22 protein-coding genes and 1 tRNA gene are annotated in these 20887 nt (G+C 72.4%); 15 read left to right on the top strand and 8 right to left on the bottom strand.

Translation table 11 applies throughout. The features are described from left to right. Positions 1–72: 72 nt before the first annotated feature. The gene (locus EDM22_RS07535; RefSeq protein ID WP_122936486.1) at positions 73–750 is read left to right on the top strand and encodes an NUDIX hydrolase; all 678 of its coding nucleotides are present in this window, start codon (positions 73–75) and stop codon (positions 748–750) included. 64 nt (positions 751–814) lie between these two features. Here EDM22_RS07535 and EDM22_RS07530 read toward each other — a convergent pair whose 3' ends face one another. Continuing rightward, positions 815–1441 carry a vitamin K epoxide reductase family protein gene (locus EDM22_RS07530; protein WP_122936445.1) on the bottom strand — a complete coding sequence of 209 codons (627 nt, stop codon included), beginning with the start codon at positions 1439–1441 and terminating at the stop codon, positions 815–817. Between the two features lie 305 nt (positions 1442–1746). Here EDM22_RS07530 and EDM22_RS07525 point away from each other — a divergent pair, with 305 nt between their 5' ends. Then, positions 1747–4503: an Rne/Rng family ribonuclease gene (locus EDM22_RS07525; RefSeq protein ID WP_122936444.1), complete on the top strand. Its 2757-nt coding sequence runs from the start codon at positions 1747–1749 to the stop codon at positions 4501–4503. Here EDM22_RS07525 and EDM22_RS07520 read toward each other — a convergent pair. Then, the gene (locus EDM22_RS07520) at positions 4489–4773 is read right to left on the bottom strand and encodes a DUF4031 domain-containing protein (RefSeq protein ID WP_122936443.1); all 285 of its coding nucleotides are present in this window, start codon (positions 4771–4773) and stop codon (positions 4489–4491) included. The genes EDM22_RS07525 and EDM22_RS07520 overlap by 15 nt on opposite strands. Positions 4774–5014: 241 nt before the next feature. On the opposite strand from EDM22_RS07520, the gene rplU reads away from it, so the two are divergent. The 11 genes from rplU to EDM22_RS07465 all read left to right on the top strand — a co-directional run bounded on the left by rplU (position 5015) and on the right by EDM22_RS07465 (position 12599). Next, positions 5015–5323 (top strand): 50S ribosomal protein L21, encoded by a 309-nt coding sequence (gene rplU / locus EDM22_RS07515; protein ID WP_122936442.1) that lies wholly within the window; start codon positions 5015–5017, stop codon positions 5321–5323. A 25-nt stretch (positions 5324–5348) separates the two neighbouring features. Beyond that, positions 5349–5606, top strand: coding sequence for a 50S ribosomal protein L27 (gene rpmA, locus EDM22_RS07510; protein WP_122936441.1), 258 nt, complete (start codon positions 5349–5351; stop codon positions 5604–5606). 72 nt (positions 5607–5678) lie between these two features. Further along, the gene (gene obgE / locus EDM22_RS07505; protein ID WP_122936440.1) at positions 5679–7193 is read left to right on the top strand and encodes a GTPase ObgE; all 1515 of its coding nucleotides are present in this window, start codon (positions 5679–5681) and stop codon (positions 7191–7193) included. Then, on the top strand, positions 7190–7972 hold the full coding sequence (gene proB / locus EDM22_RS07500) for a glutamate 5-kinase (RefSeq protein ID WP_122936439.1): 783 nt from the start codon (positions 7190–7192) through the stop codon (positions 7970–7972). Before obgE ends, proB begins: the two co-directional genes overlap by 4 nt. A gap of 91 nt (positions 7973–8063) precedes the next feature. Next, the gene (locus tag EDM22_RS07495) at positions 8064–9329 is read left to right on the top strand and encodes a glutamate-5-semialdehyde dehydrogenase (RefSeq protein ID WP_122936438.1); all 1266 of its coding nucleotides are present in this window, start codon (positions 8064–8066) and stop codon (positions 9327–9329) included. A 50-nt stretch (positions 9330–9379) separates the two neighbouring features. After that, entirely contained in the window at positions 9380–9601 is a 222-nt protein-coding gene (locus EDM22_RS07490) for a hypothetical protein (protein WP_122936437.1), read from the top strand. Positions 9602–9615: 14 nt separating this feature from the next. Then, positions 9616–10215 carry a nicotinate-nucleotide adenylyltransferase gene (nadD, locus tag EDM22_RS07485; RefSeq protein WP_122936436.1) on the top strand — a complete coding sequence of 200 codons (600 nt, stop codon included), beginning with the start codon at positions 9616–9618 and terminating at the stop codon, positions 10213–10215. After that, the gene (locus tag EDM22_RS19480; RefSeq protein ID WP_170964051.1) at positions 10212–11357 is read left to right on the top strand and encodes a hypothetical protein; all 1146 of its coding nucleotides are present in this window, start codon (positions 10212–10214) and stop codon (positions 11355–11357) included. The genes nadD and EDM22_RS19480 overlap by 4 nt, the downstream gene beginning before the upstream one ends. Before the next feature lie 38 nt (positions 11358–11395). Continuing rightward, on the top strand, positions 11396–11791 hold the full coding sequence (rsfS, locus tag EDM22_RS07475; protein ID WP_122936434.1) for a ribosome silencing factor: 396 nt from the start codon (positions 11396–11398) through the stop codon (positions 11789–11791). A 78-nt stretch (positions 11792–11869) separates the two neighbouring features. Further along, a tRNA-Ala gene (locus tag EDM22_RS07470) sits at positions 11870–11945 on the top strand. A gap of 123 nt (positions 11946–12068) precedes the next feature. Beyond that, entirely contained in the window at positions 12069–12599 is a 531-nt protein-coding gene (locus EDM22_RS07465) for a hypothetical protein (protein WP_122936433.1), read from the top strand. Between the two features lie 76 nt (positions 12600–12675). On the opposite strand, the gene EDM22_RS07460 is transcribed toward EDM22_RS07465, so the two are convergent. The 6 genes from EDM22_RS07460 to EDM22_RS07435 form a co-directional block, all read right to left on the bottom strand. Then, positions 12676–14175, bottom strand: a complete 1500-nt coding sequence (locus tag EDM22_RS07460) for a dihydrolipoamide acetyltransferase family protein (RefSeq protein ID WP_122936432.1) — start codon at positions 14173–14175, stop codon at positions 12676–12678. Then, positions 14172–15206, bottom strand: a complete 1035-nt coding sequence (locus EDM22_RS07455; RefSeq protein WP_122936431.1) for an alpha-ketoacid dehydrogenase subunit beta — start codon at positions 15204–15206, stop codon at positions 14172–14174. Before EDM22_RS07455 ends, EDM22_RS07460 begins: the two co-directional genes overlap by 4 nt. Further along, positions 15203–16312, bottom strand: a complete 1110-nt coding sequence (gene pdhA, locus EDM22_RS07450; RefSeq protein WP_122936430.1) for a pyruvate dehydrogenase (acetyl-transferring) E1 component subunit alpha — start codon at positions 16310–16312, stop codon at positions 15203–15205. The genes EDM22_RS07455 and pdhA overlap by 4 nt, the downstream gene beginning before the upstream one ends. A gap of 108 nt (positions 16313–16420) precedes the next feature. Then, a complete protein-coding gene (locus EDM22_RS07445) occupies positions 16421–16915 on the bottom strand; it encodes an Lrp/AsnC family transcriptional regulator (RefSeq protein WP_122936429.1) in 495 nt (164 codons plus the stop codon). Next, positions 16912–17742, bottom strand: a complete 831-nt coding sequence (locus tag EDM22_RS07440; RefSeq protein ID WP_122936428.1) for an oxygenase MpaB family protein — start codon at positions 17740–17742, stop codon at positions 16912–16914. Before EDM22_RS07440 ends, EDM22_RS07445 begins: the two co-directional genes overlap by 4 nt. A gap of 7 nt (positions 17743–17749) precedes the next feature. Further along, positions 17750–18898, bottom strand: coding sequence for an aggregation-promoting factor C-terminal-like domain-containing protein (locus EDM22_RS07435; protein WP_245989269.1), 1149 nt, complete (start codon positions 18896–18898; stop codon positions 17750–17752). Positions 18899–18972: 74 nt separating this feature from the next. Here EDM22_RS07435 and EDM22_RS07430 point away from each other — a divergent pair, with 74 nt between their 5' ends. Then, positions 18973–20148, top strand: coding sequence for a glycoside hydrolase family 3 N-terminal domain-containing protein (locus EDM22_RS07430; protein WP_122936427.1), 1176 nt, complete (start codon positions 18973–18975; stop codon positions 20146–20148). A gap of 74 nt (positions 20149–20222) precedes the next feature. Continuing rightward, positions 20223–20786 carry a YceI family protein gene (locus tag EDM22_RS07425; protein ID WP_122936426.1) on the top strand — a complete coding sequence of 188 codons (564 nt, stop codon included), beginning with the start codon at positions 20223–20225 and terminating at the stop codon, positions 20784–20786. Positions 20787–20887: the final 101 nt, after the last annotated feature.

Here is a 20887-nt window from a genome sequence, read left to right as displayed (position 1 = left end):
GCCCGGCGTCGGCGGCCGGTCCGCGTCGCCGGCCCCCACCCGCGCCACGGCACGAGTCCGTAGGCTGTGCAGATGCCGACGTCGACTGCAGATGCCCGAGCCCAGCTCGTGGCCCTGTGCGAGCGCGGGCTGGAGTGGCGGACGGATCGCACGCGCGTGCTCGCAGATCCCGGCGGCGCGCGCCCCGCGGCGGTCCTCGTGCTGTTCGGGGTGCTCGACGCCCTCGCCGCCCGGTCGAGCGGCTCCGTTCCGCGGGACCTCGACGTGCTGCTGCTGCGCCGCGCCGCGACGCTCGGCAGCCACCCTGGGCAGATCGCCTTCCCGGGCGGCCGCATCGAGCCGTCCGACGCGGGACCGGTCGACGCCGCCGTGCGCGAGGCGGTCGAGGAGACCGGCCTCGATCCGGAGGGCATCGACGCGCTCGGCGTGCTCCCGCCGATGGCCGTACCCGTGAGCAACCACCTCGTCACGCCGGTGCCCGCGTGGTGGGTGCGGCCGTCGCACGTCGCCGCCGTCGACCACCACGAATCGGTCGAGGTGTTCCGCGTGCCGGTGGCCGACCTGCTGCATCCGGACAACCGAGCGAGCACCGAGCACGCACTCGATGGCGTGGTCTACCGCGCGCCCGCGTTCACCGTCGGGAGCCGCCTGATCTGGGGGTTCACGGGGATCGTGCTCTCGCGCATGTTCGACGAGCTCGGGTGGTCGGAGCCGTGGGACGCCGACCGGATCGTCGAGTGGCGCGAGTGACCCGCCGGCACCCCGGTCAGACGGATGCCGCCCGCCCGCGCGGCGCGATGAGCGCGCGCGGCGATCAGAACAGGTTCTGCAGGTCGATGAGGACCCGGGGGATCGCGTTCATCTGCGCCTGTGCCAGCAGGATGACGATCGCGTAGCAGACGACGGTGATGACCGGGATCCACGAGAACAGGCGTCCCGCGAACTCACGCACACGTGCCGACGCCGGAATATGCCCCTCGCGCAGGTTGTACAGGGTCACGGCCCAGAACACCGGGATCGTGACCGACCAGGTGAGCATGCACCACGGGCAGAGCACGTCGAGCACGTAGATGCTCTGCGCGATGAGCCAGCCGACGAACACGAGTGCGCCGGTGACGCCCACGTTGAAGCCGATCCAGAACCAGCGGGCGAACGCGGCTCCGGCGAGGAGCGCCACGGCGATCGTGATCACGACCGGCCAGGCCATGAGCCCGATGAACGGGTTGGGGAAGCCGAACACCGAGCCTTGGTCGGATGCCAGGTTCACGCTGCAACCGACGAGCACGCCGACATTGCAGTTGGGCACGTAGTCGGGGTTCGAGAGCGTGAGGATCTTCTCGATGGACAGCTCGAATGCGGCCAGCAGCCCGAGCGCCCCGGCGACGATGAGGAAGATCGCGAACGCCACGGGCCGGGTTCTCGTGGGGGAGTCGTCGGGCATGTCCGTATTCTGGCATGCGATTCCGTGGGCACCTGCGAGTTCCCGCACGCCGATTCCGCGCGTACCGACGAGACCGTGCGATAATCGAGGAAGTCGTCCGGGCCGCGCCCGCGCGACGCCAATGAAGGCTTTGAGGATGCACCGCATCCGACACGCGGTCCAATGCACCGCGAGACGTGGCGTCACCGGCACCCGCCGGGCGCAGTAGTGAAGGATTGGCGGTTCCGCGCACGGCGTGGGGCCGCTCTGAGGAGTACGGGCACGATGGCGCGGCCATCGACACCCGACGTAGGAGTGCACCAGAGATGGTGGAAGGCAACGAGAACCAGACCAACGAACCCGAATCCGTGAACGCAGCGTCCCGGCGTCGGGGCGGCCTGTTCGGAGCACGTCGCAGCGGTCGCGGTCGCGCCCAGGTCGTGCCGCGCGCCGGCGACACGAGCGAGCACGACCTCGCGTCCGCTTCCGCCGAGGCCGGTGCGGATGCCGCGGCTCCGGCTCCCTCGGTCGAGCACGTCGACGGCACGACCGAGGCGCAGGCCCCGTCCGCGGCCGAGTCCGCGCCCGGGTCCGTGAACGACGAGGCACCGCACGCCGAGGGCGCCGACACCGACGCGACGCAGGCCGACGGGGACGCCGAGCAGGCCGACACCGAGTCGGCCGAGCCGGGCGCCCAGCCCGCCGAGGAGCCGGCCGCCGAGCCCGCCTCGCCGATCCCCGCGGTGCTCACCACGACCTCGCTCATCTTCCACGCCCCGCCCGTGCTCGCACTGCCCGAGCGTCCGGAGCGCGGCGAGCGTCCCGACCGCGAGCGCGGCGAGCGTCCTGAGCGCGGCGAGCGCCCCGCGGCATCCGACGAGGGCACGAGCGTGCGTCGCCGCACCCGTCGCCGCACCGGCGAGGAGCCGCGCAACGCGGGCGACGAGCCGGCCAACACGGTCGTGCGCGTGCGCAAGCCCCGCGAGGTCGAGCTCATCACCGAGCCGCAGAAGGTCAAGGGCTCCACCCGCCTCGAGGCGAAGAAGCAGCGTCGCCGCGACGGCCGCGACGCCGGCCGCCGACGCGCCGTGATCACCGAGGCCGAGTTCCTCGCCCGCCGCGAGTCGGTCGACCGCTCGATGATCGTCCGTCAGAAGGCCGGCCGCATCCAGATCGGCGTGCTCGAAGACGGCGTGCTCGTCGAGCACTACGTCGCACGCAACCAGGACGCGTCGCTCATCGGCAACGTCTACCTCGGCCGCGTGCAGAACGTGCTGCCGAGCATGGAGGCCGCGTTCGTCGACATCGGCCGCGGCCGCAACGCCGTGCTCTACTCGGGCGAGGTCGACTGGGATGCCGCCGCCGAGAACGGCGAGAAGAACCAGCCCCGCCGCATCGAGCTCGCCCTCAAGCCCGGCGACCGCGTGCTCGTGCAGGTCACGAAGGACCCGGTGGGCCACAAGGGCGCCCGCCTCACGAGCCAGATCTCGCTTCCCGGCCGGTACCTCGTGTACGTGCCGAACGGCTCGATGAACGGCATCAGCCGCAAGCTGCCCGACACCGAGCGGGCCCGCCTCAAGAAGATCCTCAAGGAGGTGCTCCCCGAGAACCAGGGCGTCATCGTGCGCACCGCGGCCGAGGGGGCCACCGAGGAACAGCTCACGCTCGACGTGAACCGCCTGCTCGCGCAGTGGGCCGACATCTCGACGCAGCTCGAGAAGGTGCAGGCGCCGGCGCTCCTGCACTCGGAGCCCGACCTGCTGATCAAGATCGTCCGCGACGTCTTCAACGAGGACTTCCAGAAGATGATCATCGCCGGCGACGAGGCGCGCGAGACGATCGAGCGCTACCTGCGCGCCGTCGCCCCCGACCTGATGGAGCGCGTCGAGGCGTACGCGGGCGACCGCGACGCGTTCGACGAGTTCCGCATCACCGAGCAGATCGAGAAGGCGCTCGACCGCAAGGTCTGGCTGCCGTCGGGCGGCTCCCTCGTCATCGACCGCACCGAGGCGATGACGGTCGTCGACGTCAACACGGGCAAGTTCGTCGGCTCCGGCGGCAACCTCGAGGAGACCGTCACGAAGAACAACCTCGAGGCGGCCGAAGAGATCGTGCGCCAGCTGCGACTGCGCGACATCGGCGGCATCATCGTGGTCGACTTCATCGACATGGTGCTCGAGTCGAACCGCGACCTCGTGCTGCGGCGACTGGTCGAGTGCCTCTCGCGCGACCGCACGAAGCACCAGGTCGCCGAGGTCACCTCGCTCGGCCTCGTGCAGATGACCCGCAAGAAGCTCGGCCTGGGCCTGCTGGAGTCGTTCTCCGAGCCGTGCGACATCTGCGCCGGCCGGGGCATCATCGTGCACCACGAGCCCATCGCCCGGCACCGCTCCCCGCAGCAGCCGCAGCAGCCCGAGCGCCGCCGTGGCCGCGGCGGGCAGGGCGGCGGCCAGCCGCAGGCGCCGCAGCAGCCCGCCGAGCCCAAGCCGCACACCGGCACGCACGGCATCACCGAGGACGCGAAGCACGCGCTCGCGCTCATCGCCGCCTCGACGCTGTCGCACGGCGAGCAGAAGGCAGCGGATGCCGCGGCCGCCCACGCCGCCGCGCAGCAGGCTCCGACGTCGACCGAGCAGGCACCGGAGGCATCCGGGACATCCGACACGTCCGAGGCTCCCACGGCACCCGCCGAGGCTCCCGCGGCGACCGAGGCACGCGAGCCGTCGGGCCGTCGCCGCGGACGGCACCGTCGGGCCTCGCAGGCGGGCGGCCGCCCCGAGGCATCCGTCGAGGCGCCCGCGGCCGCACCGGCTCCCGCCGACGCGCAGCCGGCCTCGGTTCCGCTCATCGAGCTCCCCGGCCTGCCCGAGGTGCCCGTGCGGCGCGAGCGCCCGGTGCGGGTGGCCGAGGCCGAGGTCCTCCTCGACTCGGTGCTCGACGCGCTGCCGGCGCCGAAGCGCCCGGGGGAGGGCCGCGCCAAGTCGCGCAGCCGACGGGTCTCCACGGCGGCGCTGAGCCCCGCGGGCGCTCCGCCCGTGATCACGCGTGCAGACGAGGCGCCCGGCGGTTCAGGCGCCGAGTGACCGGCCGTGCCGCTCGCGCGGCGTGACCCGGAGCCCGCTCGCGCGGAGCCGGCGCACGAGTTCGCGCGCGGGCACCGGCACGGCGCCGGCGCGCACGAGCTCGTCGTACCGTTCCTGCGGCACGTCGTAGTGGTCGAGGTCGAAGCCGCGGGCGGGGATCCCCGCCCGTTCGGCGAACGCCACGAGCTCCTCGATCGAGCTGTCGCTCACGAGGTGCGACCACACCGTGCCGTGCTTGGGCCAGAGCGGCGGGTCGATCAGCACGGTCATGCGGCGAGTCTAGGCGGCGGGCCGGCCGCATCGCGCGACACGCCCGACGGCTCCGTTTGACCGCCCCCCTGTCATCAAGTAAACTCGACCGTTGGTGCCACCGCTTATCCCGGTGTGCCCGCACAGTTTTCTGGCAGTGACGACCCTCCTTCCCGCTGGGGTCCCGCGCAGTGACATCCCATCAGGCAATGACAGCCAACAGCTATGGAGCCCCCGGGTTCCCCAGAGATAGGTACGAGTAGTGGTTTACGCAGTAGTGCGCGCCGGCGGTCGGCAGGAGAAGGTCGAAGTGGGCACCATCGTGACGATGGACCGCATCAAGGCTGACAAGGACGGCAACGTCCAGCTCATCCCGGTCCTCCTCGTCGACGGCGAGAAGATCACCTCCGACGCCAAGTCGCTCGCGAAGGTCACGGTCACGGCTGAGGTCCTGAACGATCTCCGCGGCCCCAAGATCGTGATCCAGAAGTTCAAGAACAAGACCGGCTACAAGAAGCGCCAGGGCCACCGTCAGGAGCTCACGCGCGTCAAGATCACCGGCATCAAGTAGCAGCGGCCCGCAAGGAGAGACAGACATGGCACACAAAAAGGGAGCGAGCTCCACTCGGAACGGTCGTGACTCGAACGCGCAGCGCCTCGGCGTGAAGCGCTTCGGCGGCCAGGTCGTCGGCGCGGGCGAGATCATCGTCCGCCAGCGCGGCACCCACTTCCACCCGGGTGCGGGCGTCGGTCGCGGTGGCGACGACACCCTCTTCGCGCTCGAGGCCGGCGCAGTGCAGTTCGGCCAGAAGGGCGGCCGCAAGGTCGTCAACATCGTGGCGGTCGGCGAGTAGTCGACCGATCGACTTCGTGAGGGCGGGCTTCGGCCCGCCCTCACGTGTTTGGGCAAGAAGGAGGGATGCGGCATGGTCAGCTTCGTTGACGAGGTGCGCCTGTTCGTGCGCGCCGGACACGGCGGCAACGGCTGCGTCTCGGTGCGCCGGGAGAAGTTCAAGCCCCTCGGGGGTCCCGACGGCGGCAACGGCGGCAACGGCGGCGACATCGTGCTCGTCGCCGACCCCCAGGTCACCACCCTGCTCGAGTACCACGGCCGCCCGCACCGCACCTCCCCGAACGGCCAGCCCGGCATGGGCGACAACCGCTCCGGGGCCATGGGCGAGGACGTCGAGCTCCCCGTGCCCGTGGGCACCGTCGTGAAGGACCCCGACGGCACCGAGCTCGTCGACCTCGCCGAGCCCGGCATGCGCTTCGTCGTCGCGCCCGGCGGCCAGGGCGGCCTCGGCAACGCGGCGCTCGCATCGACCAAGCGCAAGGCGCCCGGCTTCGCCCTGCTCGGCACGCCCGGGTTCGAGGGCGAGGTGACCCTCGAGCTCAAGAGCATCGCGGATGTGGCGCTCGTCGGCTTCCCGTCGGCCGGCAAGTCGAGCCTCATCGCGGCACTCTCGGCCGCGCGCCCGAAGATCGCCGACTACCCGTTCACGACGCTGCATCCCAACCTCGGCGTCGTGCAGGCGGGCGACCACCGCTTCACCGTCGCCGACGTGCCCGGCCTCATCGAGGGTGCGAGCGAGGGCAAGGGCCTCGGCCTGGAGTTCCTGCGGCACGTGGAGCGCTGCTCGGCGCTCCTGCACGTCATCGACTGCGCCACGCTCGAGCCCGGGCGCGACCCGCTCAGCGACCTCGAGGTCATCCTCGCCGAGCTCGGCGCCTACCCGGTGCCCGAGGGCCAGACGCCGCTCCTCGAGCGGCCGCAGTTCATCGCCCTCAACAAGATCGACGTGCCCGAGGCGCGCGATCTCGCCGACTTCGTGCGGCCCGAGCTCGAGTCGCGCGGCTACCGCGTGTTCGAGATCTCCACGGTGAGCCACGAGGGCCTGCGCCAACTCGGCTTCGCGCTCGGCGAGCTCGTCGACCGGGCGCGCGCCGAGGCGGCACTGGCACCGGCGCCCGAGCGCATCGTGATGCGCCCCAAGGCCGTCGACGAGGTCGACTTCGTCGTGCGCCCCGAGGGCGGCAGCTACGGCACGCTCTACCGCATCCTTGGCCGCAAGCCCGAGCGTTGGGTCGCGCAGACCGACTTCACGAACGACGAGGCCGTCGGCTACCTCGCCGATCGCCTCGCCCGCCTCGGCGTCGAAGACGAACTGGTGCGCGCGGGCGCGGTCGCCGGTTCCACCGTCGTGATCGGCCCGGGCTCGGGCGTCGTGTTCGACTGGGAGCCCACGCTCACCTCCACCGCCGAGCTCATCACGGCCCCCCGCGGCGCCGACCTGCGCCTCGACGACAACCGTCGCCAGACCCGCGCCGAGCGCCGCAGCGACTACCACGACCGCATGGACGCCAAGGCCGAGGCCCGCGCCGAGCTCGAGCGCGAGCGGGAGGCGGGCATCTGGGCCGAGGACGAGTCGGAGCAGTCGTGACAGGGCTCACGCGCGACGGCATCGGCTCCGCCCGCCGCATCGTCGTGAAGGTCGGCTCGTCGTCGATCTCGGGCGAGCACGTCGGCCAGATCGAGAAGCTCGTCGACGCCCTCGCGGAGGCGCACGAACGCGGCGCGGAGGTCGTGCTCGTCTCATCGGGCGCGATCGCCACGGGCATGCCCTACCTCCGCCTGGGGGAGCGGCCCGACGACCTCGCGACGCAGCAGGCCGCGGCATCCGTCGGGCAGAACATCCTCATCTACCGCTACCAGGAGTCGCTGCGCCGCTACGGCATCGTCGCCGGACAGGTGCTGCTCACCGCGGGCGACCTCGAGAACACGACGCCGCGCGTCAACGCGCAGCGCGCCATGGAGCGACTGCTGGGCCTGCGGATCCTGCCGATCGTGAACGAGAACGACACGGTGGCGACCCATGAGATCCGCTTCGGCGACAACGACCGGCTCGCGGCGCTCGTCGCCGAGCTCGTCGGCGCCGAGCTGCTCGTGCTCCTCTCCGACGTCGACGCGCTGTACACGAAGCCGCCGCACCTCGAGGGCGCCGAGCGCATCTCGCACGTCCCGTACGGCGACGAGCTCGCGGGCGTGCAGATCGGCTCGGTCGGGCGCGAGGGCGTCGGCACGGGCGGAGCCGAGACGAAGGTGTCGGCGGCACGCATCGCCGCGGCATCCGGCGCCGGCGTGCTCATCACCGCGACGGCGCTCGTGCGCGAGGCGCTGCGCGGCGACGAACTCGGCACCTGGTTCGAACCCGCGCCCTGAGTCGTGCACGACGCGTGCCGCGGCGTTCGTCGCACGGTCGGGAGCCCGTCACACGGGCGTCGCCCCCGCTGCGGCGCAATAGGCTGGTGGGATGCAGAACGCTGAGCCCGCCGACGTCCTCGACGCCCGCTTCGCCGCTGCGAAGGAGGCCTCCCACCGGCTCGCCCGCGCGACGACCGCCGAGAAGGATGCCGCGCTGCAGTCGATCGCCGACCTGCTCGTCGAGCGCATCGGACAGGTCGTCACGGCGAACGCGGCCGACCTCGAGGCCGGGCGCGCCGCCGAGCTCGGCGACGGCCTCCTCGACCGCCTGAAGCTCGACGAGACGCGGGTCCGCGCGATCGCCTCCGCCGTGGTCGACGTGATCTCGCTCACGGACCCCGTCGGCGAGACCGTCTCGGGCCGTTCCCTCCCGAGCGGCGTGCGGATCGACCAGGTGCGGGTCCCCCTCGGCGTGGTCGGCGCCATCTACGAGGCGCGCCCCAACGTCACGATCGACATCGCCGCGCTCGCGCTCAAGAGCGGCAACGCCGTGGTGCTGCGCGGCGGCAGCGCCGCCGAGCGCACGAACGCCGTGCTGGTGCAGGTGCTCCGCGACGCCCTCGACCGCGTGGGCCTGCCGGCCGACGCCGTGCAGACCGTCGACGACTTCGGCCGTGCGGGCGCACAGCACCTCATGCGGGCGCGCGACTTCGTCGACGTGCTCATCCCGCGCGGCAGCGCCCGGCTCATCCAAGCGGTCGTCACCGAGGCCACCGTCCCCGTCATCGAGACCGGCGCCGGCGTCGTGCACATGTTCCTCGATGCGTCCGCCCGCGAGGACTGGGCCGTCGAGCTCGTCGAGAACGCCAAGGTGCAGCGCCCGAGCGTCTGCAACGCCCTCGAGACGCTGCTCGTGCACCGCGACGCCGCCGAGCGGCTGCTTCCGCCCGTGCTCGCCCGCCTCGAGGCATCCGGAGTCACGGTGCACGCCGACGACCGCGTGCGAGCGCTGCACCCCAGCGCCCTGCCCGTCACCGACGAGGACTGGGCCACCGAGCACATGAGCCTCGACATCTCGGTCGGCGTCGTCGACTCGCTCGACGACGCGCTCGACCACATCCGGCGGTACTCGACGAAGCACACCGAGTCGATCGTCACGAACGACCTCGGGAACGCGGAGCGGTTCCTGAACGAGGTGGATGCCGCGGCCGTCATGGTGAACGCGTCGACGCGGTTCACCGACGGCGCCGAGTTCGGCTTCGGCGCCGAGGTCGGCATCTCGACGCAGAAGCTGCACGCCCGCGGCCCGATGGGCCTGCCGCAGCTCACGAGCACGAAGTGGCTCGTGCGCGGCGCCGGGCACGTGCGCGCCTGACCCCGATAGACTGTGTCGAGCCGCACCCGAGCGACCTGGAGGATTGGCGAATGAGCCTTGCAACCGCCGTGCTGACGAGCACGTTCATGACCGAGACCGAGTTCGCGCGGGAGCTGCCGATTCCGACGTTCATGTACGGCGTGATCGCACTCATCGTGTTCTTCGCCCTCGGCGCGGTCACCTACTCCTACCGTGACGTGGCCAACCGCCACCGCGCCAAGGCCGCGGCCTACACGGCTCGCCACGGGGGAGACCAGCACGGCGGGCACTGAGGCCTGAGCCGCTGATGACGGGCGAGCAGCGCCGACCACGCATCGGCGTGATGGGCGGCACGTTCGACCCCATCCACCACGGCCACCTGGTCGCGGCGAGCGAGGTCGCGCAGTCGTTCGAGCTCGACGAGGTCGTCTTCGTGCCCACGGGCACGCCGTACCACAAGGGTCCCGTCACTCCCGCCGAGCATCGCTACCTCATGACGGTGATCGCGACGGCGTCGAACCCCAGGTTCACGGTGAGCCGGGTCGACATCGACCGCGACAAGCCCACCTACACGATCGACACGCTGCGCGACATCCGCCGCGACCGCCCCGACAGCGACCTGTTCTTCATCTCGGGGGCCGACGCGATCGCCCAGATCCTCTCGTGGAAGCACCCCGAAGAGCTCTGGGACCTCGCCCATTTCGTGGCTGTGAGTCGTCCGGGACATGCGCTGTCCGTTTCGGGTTTGCCGGAGCACGTCGTAAGCTTGCTGGAGGTTCCGGCTCTGGCGATCTCGTCGACCGACTGCCGGAGCCGCGTGCACCGGGGATTCCCGGTGTGGTACTTGGTGCCTGATGGGGTCGTCCAGTACATCTCCAAGCACCACCTCTACCGGAGTGTCGAATGACGTCGTCGCAGGAACCGCCGCTCACGCGGCGCGAGGCCCGCGAACGGGAGCGCCTGCGCGAGCAGCAGGCCACTCCGGCGACGCCGGAACCCGCGACTCCCGCGACGCCGCAGGTGCCGCAGGCTCCCGTTGCCGCCCCGTATCCGCAGGCCGCCCCCACGCCCGTTCCCGCGGGACCCGGCTACGGTGCCGTGCCCGCGCAGGCTCCCGCACCGGCGCCCGCAGCGCCCCCTCCGGCGCCGCGCCCGGCGCCCGCGCCGCAGCAGAGCCCCAACCCGTTCGGCGCGCCGACCACCTACCCGGGCACGCCGCCCGTCGATCGACCACGATCGTCGTCGGCGGCGGCGGCACCGTCGCCGGCGGCGCCGGCGACGCCGGCCGCTCCCCAGGCCTCGGCTCCCGAGCGCACCCTCACGCGACGCGAGCTCCGCGCGATGCTCGACGCCCACAGCGGCGACGGCTTCGACGAACTCGGCCTCGACGACGAGCCGATGCCCGAGCCCCGCAGCGCGGCATCCGTCAACGCTCCCGAGGCGTACGGCGCACCGGTCGCGCAGCCGCAGCAGCGCACCCCGTCGCTGCCGGCCCCCATCCGCACGCCCGCGCCGCATTCGACGGTCGACACGGGGCTCGATGACCTCGTGGCGACCCCGAAGCCCATCGGTCACTGGACCTCGCAGCTGAACCTTCCGGAGGAGCCCGCGGAGCCGTTCGACCAGCTCCTCTCCCGCGGCGGCGGCGTGCGCGGCATCCCCACGACCACCAATGCCCTCATCCTGCCGACGCTGCCCGACCAGGGTTCGATCGGCGGCACACCGCTCGCGAAGAGCGGCGAGATCATGGTGACCGGGTCCATCGACCTGCCCCGCAGCTACGGGTCGACCGGCGTGCACCCGAGCCAGATCGACTCCACCGACATCGACCGGCTCTTCGAGCAGGTCGAGGACTCGACCGGCACGGGCGTCGCCCCGGTCGCCGCGACGAGCGCCATCAGCACCCAGGGAGGGACGCGCACGATGCTCGCTCCGCCCACGAAGGAGGGCATGAACGTGCCCCTCGTGCTCGCGGTCACCGCGGGCATCCTCGCGCTCGGCGTCGTCGGCACCCTCGTCATCGGGGCCTTGACCGGGCTCTTCTCCTGACCGGCCATGCCGGCATCGATCATCCGGAAGTTGAGTGCATGACCGCATCCGCGAACGCACACGAGTTGCTCGCCGTCGCCGCGCGAGCCGCCGACGCCAAGGGCGGTGAGGATCTCGTCGCGCTCGACGTGTCGGGGCCGCTTCCGTTCACCGACGTGTTCCTGCTCGTCACGGGCAATTCCGAGCGCAACGTGGTCGCCATCGCCGACGCCGTCGTCGATGCGCTGCGCGACGCCGGCGTGCAGGCCGTGCGCCGCGAAGGGCAGACCTCCGGACGGTGGGCGCTCCTCGACTTCGGCGACCTCGTGGTGCACGTCTTCCACCGTGAGGAGCGCCTCTACTACGGACTCGAGCGGCTCTGGCTGGACTGTCCCGCCATCCCCGTCGCGCCGCTCCTGGAGCGCGACGAGTCGGCCCGGGAGGCCGGCGCCTGAGGCTCCCTCGATTTCGTTTCGACCGGAATGCTGGTGTACTCTGAATGAGTTGCCCCGAGCGGGCAGCAACTCCCGAACGGGTCTGTGGCGCAGCTGGTAGCGCACCTGCATGGCATGCAGGGGGTCAGGGGTTCGAGTCCCCTCAGATCCACCATCGCCCCCGAGTTTCTCCGGAAGCTCGGGGGTTTTCGCGTTCCCGCGCGTCGGCGCGGTTCCTTGACCGCTCCGGCGTCGCGTCCCACAATTGGGGGACGATCCGAACACAGGGGAGTCCCCGATGAGCGACACGCACGCCCGCCAGTCCGACGCCGTTCTCGGCGCCGACACCACCATGGTGATGCCGACGTCCCCGAGATCCCCGGAGCCGCCGGTGCCCGCCGAACCGACGGCCGCCGAGGTGAGGTCTGCCGACGCCGCGAGCCGCACGCTGTGGAGCCGTGACATCCGATTCATGCTCGTGGTGCTCGTGGCGCTCATCGTGCTCTTCCTCGCCTTCGTGCTCGTGATCGCGTTCAGCCCGACCGGGGTCGGCGTCAGCGCGCTCGCGGTCGTGGCCGCGCCGATCGCCACGATCGTGGCCGCGTACTACGGCATCTCGCTCGCGCTCCGCCAGGTGAGCGACGCCCGGCGTGCCGCCGAATCCGCAGAGGCGCGGGCCCGCACCGCCGAGGCGAGCGCCCGGGAGTCCGACGCGTGGGCGGCGCAGATGGAGTCCGGCCTGCGGGTGGCCGTCGCGAAGCTCGCCGCGGCCGGCGTCAGCACGCGCGACGTGGAACGCGCCGCGGGCACGCCCGACGAGTTCTTCTAGGAACGACGCGCCACGCAGCGCGGCGACCCGAACCAAGCGGCGCCGAGCCGGCATCGCGCCGGCCCGGCGACCGCTGCTAGAGGTCCGCGAGCAGCGAGATCGGGCGCTCGATGCAGTGCGCGACGAACGTGAGGAACGCCGCGGCCTCGGCGCCGTCGCACACCCGGTGGTCGAACGAGAGCGTCAGTTCGGTGACCGTGCGCACCGCGAGTGCGCCATCGACGACCCAGGGGCGCTCCACGAGGCGGCCGATGCCGAGCATGGCGGCCTCGGGGTGGTTGATGATCGCCGCCGATCCGTCGACGCCGAGCGTGCCGTAGTTGTTGAACGTGAACGTGCCGCCCGCGAGCGCGTCGGGCGGGAACGCTCCCGACGCCGCCTGCTCGGTGCGCCGGGCGACGGCGTCGCGCAGTTCGCGCAGCGACATCCGCTCGGCGCCGTGCACCACCGGCACGAGCAGCCCGCGCGGGGTCTGCGCAGCCAGCCCGAGGTTCACGGCGTCGTGCAGCACGAGTTCGTCTCGCTCGGCGTCGAACGTCGCGTTGAGCGACGGATGCCGCGCCAGGCCCGCCACGACGAATCGCGCGACCAGTGCGGTGACGCCGAAGCGCTCCCCGGTCGCCTCCTGCAGCTGCCGGCGTGCGGCGAGCAGTTCGGTCGCGTCGACGTCCATCCAGACCGTCGCCTCGGGGATCTCCCGGCGCGACCTCGTGAAGTGCGCGGCGGCGGCCCGGGCGGTGCTGCTGAGCGGCACCCGGTGCTCTCCCGCAGACGGGCTGCGAACCGGTGCGGCAACGGGCGCGGCGGGCTCGACGCGGGCGTCGACGGGCGCGGATGCCGCTGCGCCCTCCTGCTCCCGGATGAACGCCTCGACGTCGCTGCGTGCCACGAGCCCGTCGGGGCCAGAGCCCAGGAGCTCGCTCGCGTCGAAGCCGTGGTCGCGGGCGATCCGCCGCACGATAGGGGACACGACGGGGGAGTGCCGCCCCGCCTGGAGTCGCGGGGGCGAGCCCGCTGGGGACCCGGAGCGTGCGCGGCCGAAGCGCGCGGGGGCGCCGGCGTCGCGCTTCGACGCCGCGACCTGTCGGGTGCCGTACCCGATGAGCACCGCTCCGGATGCGTCGGCGTCGCCGTGGGCGGCGGCCGGGGGTGCGGCCGGGGCGGCGTCCGTGGCGGCCGACGCCGCCGCAGGAACCGTCTCGGCGGACGGCAACGCGCCCGACTCCGGTGCCGCGTCGGGAATCGGGGAGGCCGCGGCATCCGCCGCCACCGCCCCACCGGTCGCGACGGACCCGCCCGCAGCGGCATCGCCCGCCGCATCCGGACCACTGCCCGCCTCGCCGTCGGCGAGCGTCATGAGCACCGTGCCGGCGTGCAGCACGTCGCCGATCTCGCCGCCGAGCGACTCGACCACGCCCGCGAAGGGCGTCGGCAGCTGCACGACGGACTTCGCCGACTCGAGCTCCACGACCGGCTGGTCGATGGCGACCTCGTCGCCGGGGGCCACGAGCCATGCGACGACGGCCGCCTCGGTGAGGCCCTCGCCGAGGTCGGGCAGGATGAACGCGCGGCTCATGCGAGGTCCCATTCCCAGCCGGCGATCGCGGCGAGCACGCGGTCGGGCGTCGGCAGGTAGTGCTCCTCGAGCTTCGGCGAGGGGTAGGGGATGTCGTAGCCCGTGATGCGCAGCACCGGCGCCGCGAGATGGAAGAAGTTGCGCTCGGTGATGCGGGCGGCGACCTCGGCGCCGTAGCCGCCGAACTGCGCGGCCTCGTGGATGACGGCCGCGCGCGACGTCTTGCGCACCGAGGCGCTCACGGTCTCGTCGTCGAACGGAGAGAGGCTCCGCAGGTCGATGACCTCGATCGAGAGGTCCTCGGCCTCGGCGGCGGAGGCCGCATCGAGGGCCGTCCGCACGGTGGGACCGTAGCCGATCAGGGTCACGTCGGTGCCCTCGCGCACGACCTGGGCACGATCCATGGGCGCGGTCTGCACGGGCAGCGTCAGCGGTGCCTTCGACCAGTAGCGGCTCTTCGGTTCCATGAAGACGACCGGGTCGTCGCTGCGGATCGCCTCGCGCAGCATCGAATAGGCGTCGGCCGGGCTCGACGGCATGACGACCGTGAGGCCCGGCGTCGAGGCCCAGTACGCCTCCGACGAGTCGGAGTGGTGCTCCACCCCGCCGATCGCGCCCGCGCAGGGGATGCGGATGACGATCGGCAGCTCGACCCGCCCCTTCGTGCGGTTCCGCATCTTGGCGACATGCGAGACGATCTGCTCGAACGCGGGGTAGCTGAACGCGTCGAACTGCATCTCGACCACGGGTCGCATGCCGTACAGCGCCATGCCGATCGCCGTGCCCACGATGCCCGACTCGGCGAGCGGGGAGTCCCAGACGCGCTCGTCGCCGAACGCGGCCTGCAGGCCGTCGGTCACCCGGAACACGCCGCCGAGCGGCCCGACGTCCTCGCCGTAGACCACGACGCGGTCGTCGGCGGCCATCTCGTCGCGGAGCGCCGCGTTGAGCGCCCCGGCCATCGTCAGGGGCTGCGGGGCGGATGCCGCGGCATCCGTCGCCGGGGTGGGTTCCGTGTGGGTCGTGGTCATCGGGCGGCTCCGGCGAGCTCGGCCTCGAGGGCGGCGCGCTGCTCGAGCAGTGCCGCGCGCGGCCGCGAGTAGACGTGGTCGAAGAGCTCGAGCGGGTCGATCACGGCCTCCCGCGTCATGACCTCGCGCGTCTCGCGGGCGAGGGACTCGGCGGCGTCGGCGATCTCGGCGCGGGTGGCGTCGGACAGCGCCCCCTCGGAGACGAGGTACTTCTCGAGTCGTTCGATCGGGTCGCGGCGCTTCCAGTGCTCGACCTCGCGGGCCTTGCGATACCGGGTGGGGTCGTCGGAGTTGGTGTGCGACTCGATGCGATAGGTGAGGCCCTCGATGAGGGTCGGGCCGCCGCCCGAACGTGCGCGCTCGACGGCGGCGTGCGCGACGGCGTACATGGCCGCGACGTCGTTGCCGTCGACGTGGTAGCCGGGCATGCCGTAGCCCACGGCCTTGTCGGCGAGCGTCGCCGCGTGGGTCTGCCGCGCGACCGGGGTGCTGATGGCGAACTGGTTGTTCTGCACGAGGAAGACCGTGGGCGTCTGCCAGACGGCGGCGAAGTTGAACGCCTCGTGCGCGTCGCCCTCGCTCGTGGCGCCGTCGCCGAGGAAGGTGAGCGCGACGATCGGATCGCGCCGCAGCCGTGCGGCGTGCGCGAGGCCGACCGCGTGGAGGGCCTGGGTGGCGAGCGGCGTCGCCTGCGCCGTGGTGCGGTACCGGTGCTGGTCGTAGCCGTTGTGCCAGTCGCCGCGGAAGGACGTGAGGATCTCGCCGGGGGCGATGCCGCGGGTCAGCAGCGCGATGCTGTCGCGATAGGTGGGGAAGAACCAGTCGTCGGCCGTGATCGCCGAGATGACGCCGATCTCGCATGCCTCCTGGCCGTACGCCGACGGGTAGGTGGCGAGGCGCCCCTGCTTGGTGAGGGCGGTGACCTGCACGTCGAAGCGACGGGCGACCACCATGCGGCGGTAGAGCTCGAGGAGCCGCTCGACGGGCGGCAACGAGAACCCGCCCGTCTCCGATCCGTCGACGGCATGGCCGGCGTTGTCGAGGAGTCGGAGGGGCTTCTCGGACGGGAGGGTTCGGGTCGCGTGATGCTCGACATTGAGGCTCATGGAGCCATGGTGCGCCAGTCTGGGGCCCCTCGCTCGGGGTACGCGGGAATGGTGAACGGTCGGCACTCGCGTGCCGGAATCGCGGTCATGCGTCCACCCGCCGGGGCGTCAGTCGCGCCAGATGTCCAGCGTCTGCGCGGGCGGTCGGCCGTCGATCTCGGCGAGGATGAGGTGCGACCTCGTCGACACGACACCCGGCAGGTCGTGGATGTCGCGGAGGATCGCCTGGCTCAGCTGCTCGTGGTCGGGCGCGCTCACCGTGAGCATGATGTCGATGTCGCCCGAGACGGCCTGCACCTTCTCGACGAAGGGGAGCGTGGCGAGCTTCGCCGCGATCGACTCCCACGAGACGTCGCCGATGCGCACGACGACGAGCGCCGAGATGTTCAGGCCGATCGCCTTGCGGTCGATCTGGGCGCCGAAGCCGGTGATGACCCCGCGCTGCTGCAGGTTCAGCACCCGGTTGTGCGCTGCAGTGCGGGAGATGTGCACGCGCTCTGCGAGGGTGCGCACCGACAGTCGTCCGTCGCGGCTCAGCTCGGCGACGATGCGCCGGTCGATTGCGTCGAGCGGCTCGCCACGGTGCGCTGGTTGCTGGGTCATCCTCGTCCTCGCAGGTCACTGCCAGCGTACCGGGTACCGCGTCGCACCCGCCGGAGCGATGCCTGTTTCGCCGCGTGACGGAGCGGCCGGGGAAGGTACGGCCAGGCTCCCGTGATCGCGCCGAGCCACGCGCCGGCGACCCGCTCCGCGCGGGGCGTCCAGCGGAATCCGTAGGCGTCGCGGATCGCGGGCGGCAGGAGTGCGGCGGTCACGAGACGCACGGCCGGCAGAGGCATCCGGAGGGGCACGGGCAGGGCGTGCCCGTCGAGGAGGCCGTGCGCCACGGAGCGCGCGTCGTCGCCGACGGCGAGCCGCGGCATCCGCTCGGCCCACCAGGCGTCGAACTCGGCCCGCGTCGCCGGCCAGCCCGCCCGGGTGCCCTGCAGGCGACCCCCGAGCGGCGCATACCCGCGCACGATGGCGTCGGCGGTCGCCGCGTCGAGCGGGCCCCACGTGCGCTCGTGCAGGTCGAGGGCGACCGCGAGCAGGGTCGATGCGACCCACCGCTGCGCGTCGGCGTCGAATGCCGAGTACCCGGCGGATGCCTCGCCGCCCGCGGCCGCGCCCCGCACGGGGGCGTGGCGCGCGTTGACCGTGCGCACGAGACGCCGCCGGTCGGCCTCGTCGCCGAACGCGAGGGCCGTGAGGTAGTCGAGGGTGCCGAGCAACCGGTCGAGCGGTCGCTCCCGGAACCCGCTGTGCCGCGCCACCCCCGCGGCGACGCGCGGATCGGCCAGCTGCAGCAGGATCGCGGCCCCGCCGCCGACGAGCAGCACGCCCTCGGCTGCGTGCCGCCGGAAGAGCTGCCGCTCGGACGGATCGGTCATCACCTCATCAATACCAGTTGACCGCCTCCGAGTGCGCCCAGGCGCCGCACGGGGCGCCGTAGCGGGCCGAGATGTACGACAGGCCCCAGTCGATCTGCGTCGCGGCGTTCGTGCGCCAGTCGGCGCCGGCGGCGGCCATCTTGCTGCCCGGCAGCGACTGCGGGATCCCGTACGCGCCGCTCGACGCGTTGTACGCGTCGGCACGCCACCCCGACTCGCGATTCCAGAGCAGGACGAGGCAGTTGTAGTCGCCCTGGCCCCAGCCGTACGCGCCGATCACCGATGCGGCATAGGCCTTCGCCGCGGCGGGGTCGACGATCACCCCGGGCGGTGGGGCGCCCGCATCGCCTCCTCCGCCGCCGCCTCCCGAGGCAGCCGCGGCTGCGGCTGCCGCCGCCGCGCGAGCCGCCTGCTCGCGGGCGGCCTGCTCGCCGATGCGGAACCGCCGCTCGAGCTCCACGGATCGCTCGCGCAGGCTCGCGAGCTGCGCGTAGAGGGTCTGCAGTGTCGCCTGCTGCGCGGCGACGCGTGCCTCGGCGGCTTCGTGTGCGGCGCGCGCGGCCTCGGCGGCGGCCGCGGCCTCCGCGGCGAGACGCGTGCGCTCGGCCTCGGCGATGTCGGCCTGCGCGCTGAGCGCTTCGGCGTCGGCTCGATCGGCCTTCGCCCGCTCGGCGACGCCGGCCGTGACGTCGGCGAGCTGCGCGGCCCGCGAGAGTCCGGCGAGCAGGTCGCTCGGGCCGTCGTCGAAGAGGAGCCGCAGCGTCACGTCGGTGCCGCTCGACCGGGCCAGCAGCGCGCCGACCCGTCCGAACCGCGCGGCCGACGCGTCCGCCTTCGCGGCGGCTGCGTCGGCGGCGCGGCGCAGCGTGTCGGCACGGGCGGCGGCGTCGACGCGTGCCGCCTCGGCGGTGGCGGATGCCGCGGCGGCCTCGACGGCCACGTCGCCGAGGCGTCCGGCCTCGGCCTCGAGCTGGTCCACGAATCCGGCGACGCGGTCCGCCTCGGCAGCGCGGGATGCCGCATCGGCCTTCGCCGCCTCGACCTCGTCCCAGCTCGGGTACTCGGCTGCGCCGGCGGGACTCGCCGGGCTCAGCAGCGCCACGGACAACACGATGACCGCCCAGAGGGTCCGATGCCGCCCGACTCGCACGACCACCTCCTCCAAGCCCCGCGATTCTAACCACGGCGGCACTCGGCGATCGTTCGGACACGCAGCGTAGAGTCGTTCGAATGCGTGTGAAGCGAGCGGCGGCACTGCCGGTGGCGATGGTGGCCGGGCTGATCGGGCTCACCGGGTGCGCCGCGGCTGCCCCGGGAGTGCCGGCGCCGACGCGGTCGGCCGAGGTGTCGACCCCCGCGACCCCGGCACTCGACACGGCGGCATGGGTCGACGAGCGACTCTCGGGCATGACGCTCGAGCAGAAGGCCGCGTCGCTGCTCATGCTGCACGCACCCGGCACGGATGCCGCCCCGCTGCGTGCGCTCGTCGACCGGGGCATCGCCGGCGTCATCCTCATGGGCGACAACATCCCCGCCGGTCCCGAGGAGCTGGGCGCGCTGACGGGAGCACTGCAGGTCGACGACGAGGCGGCGACCCTCATCGGGATCGACGAGGAGGGCGGCATCGTGCAGCGCCTCGACTGGGACACGGCGGCAGGCCCCGAGGCGCTGCGTGCCGCCCCGCCCGCAGCAGCGCACGACGCCTTCGCGGCGCGGGGCGACGTGCTCGCGGCATCCGGCGTCAACGTGAACTTCGGCATCGTGGCGGATGTCACGGCCGATCCCGATTCGTTCATCTTCGACCGCGTGCTCGGCGGGGACGCGAAGTCCGCGGCCGACCGGGTGGCCGCCGCGGTCGCAGGGGAGCAGGGCCGAGTCGCGAGCACGGTGAAGCACTTCCCGGGACACGGCGCGGCGCCGGGCGACTCGCACCGTTCGGTGCCGAGTGCTCCCCTCAGCATGGACGAATGGCGCACCACGGCCGAGCCGCCGTTCGCCGCGGCGATCGACGCCGGCGCCGACCTCGTGATGACGGGGCACCTCGCGTACCCGGCGGTCGATGCCGCGCCGGCGTCGCTCTCACCCGAGTGGCACCGGATCCTGCGCGAGGAGCTCGGCTTCGACGGGGTCATCGTCACCGACGACATGCTCATGCTGCAGCACAACGAGCTGCCCGAGTACGCCGATCCCGGCGAGAACGCGGTCCGTGCGGTCGCCGCGGGTTCCGACCTGCTGCTCTACGTGCTGCCCGCGGATCCCTCGGAGTTCGGCATCAGCGTCGACGGGCTGGCCGGCTCGATCGCCGACGCGGTGCGCAGCGGGCGGATCCCCGAGGAGCGTCTCGACGACGCCGCGTCGAGGGTCCTCGAACTCCGTCGCCAGATATTCCTCGATCACGGGGAATAGATCTCGTTCTCATGCGTTTGCATACGTGTGGCCGCACGGCCGCCCTGCAACGTACGAAATCGGAGTACATCCCTATGACGAGCACCGCCACGACGACCGAGATCCCCGGCTACCGCGCTGGAACCTGGAAGATCGACACCGCCCACAGCGAGGTCTCCTTCAGCATCCGCCACCTCATGATCAGCAAGGTGAAGGGCAAGTTCGAGCGCTTCGACGCCACCTTCGTGACCGCCGAGAACCCCCTCGAGTCGACCGTGACCGCCTCGGCTGAGGTCGCATCGATCACCACCAACGAGCCCAACCGCGACGCGCACCTGCGCACCGGCGACTTCTTCGCGGCTGAGACCTACCCGACGATCGACTTCGTGTCGACGGGCGTCCGCGTCGAGAAGGGCGAGTACAAGGTCGACGGCGAGCTGACCCTGCGCGGCGTCACCAAGCCCGTCACCTTCGACTTCGACTTCGGCGGCTTCGGCGGCGACCCCTACGGCAACTACAAGGGCGGCGCCACGGCGAAGACGGTCATCAACCGCGAGGACTTCGGCCTCACCTACAACGCCGCGCTCGAGACCGGCGGCGTGCTCCTCGGCGAGCAGGTCACCATCACCCTCGAGCTGCAGGCCGCGCTCGAGCAGTAAGCCCGCGCTCGAGCAGTACGCACCGAGCACTCGGCAACCCCGGGGCGGGTCGGCATCGCCGGCCCGCCCCGCTTCCATGTCGAGCGACGGATGCCGCTGCG

This window comes from Agromyces tardus, from assembly GCF_003710805.1.
Lineage (GTDB): Bacteria > Actinomycetota > Actinomycetes > Actinomycetales > Microbacteriaceae > Agromyces > Agromyces tardus.
The sequence above is the reverse complement of the archived record's forward strand: the minus strand, read 5'-3'. Positions and strand labels throughout refer to the sequence as shown.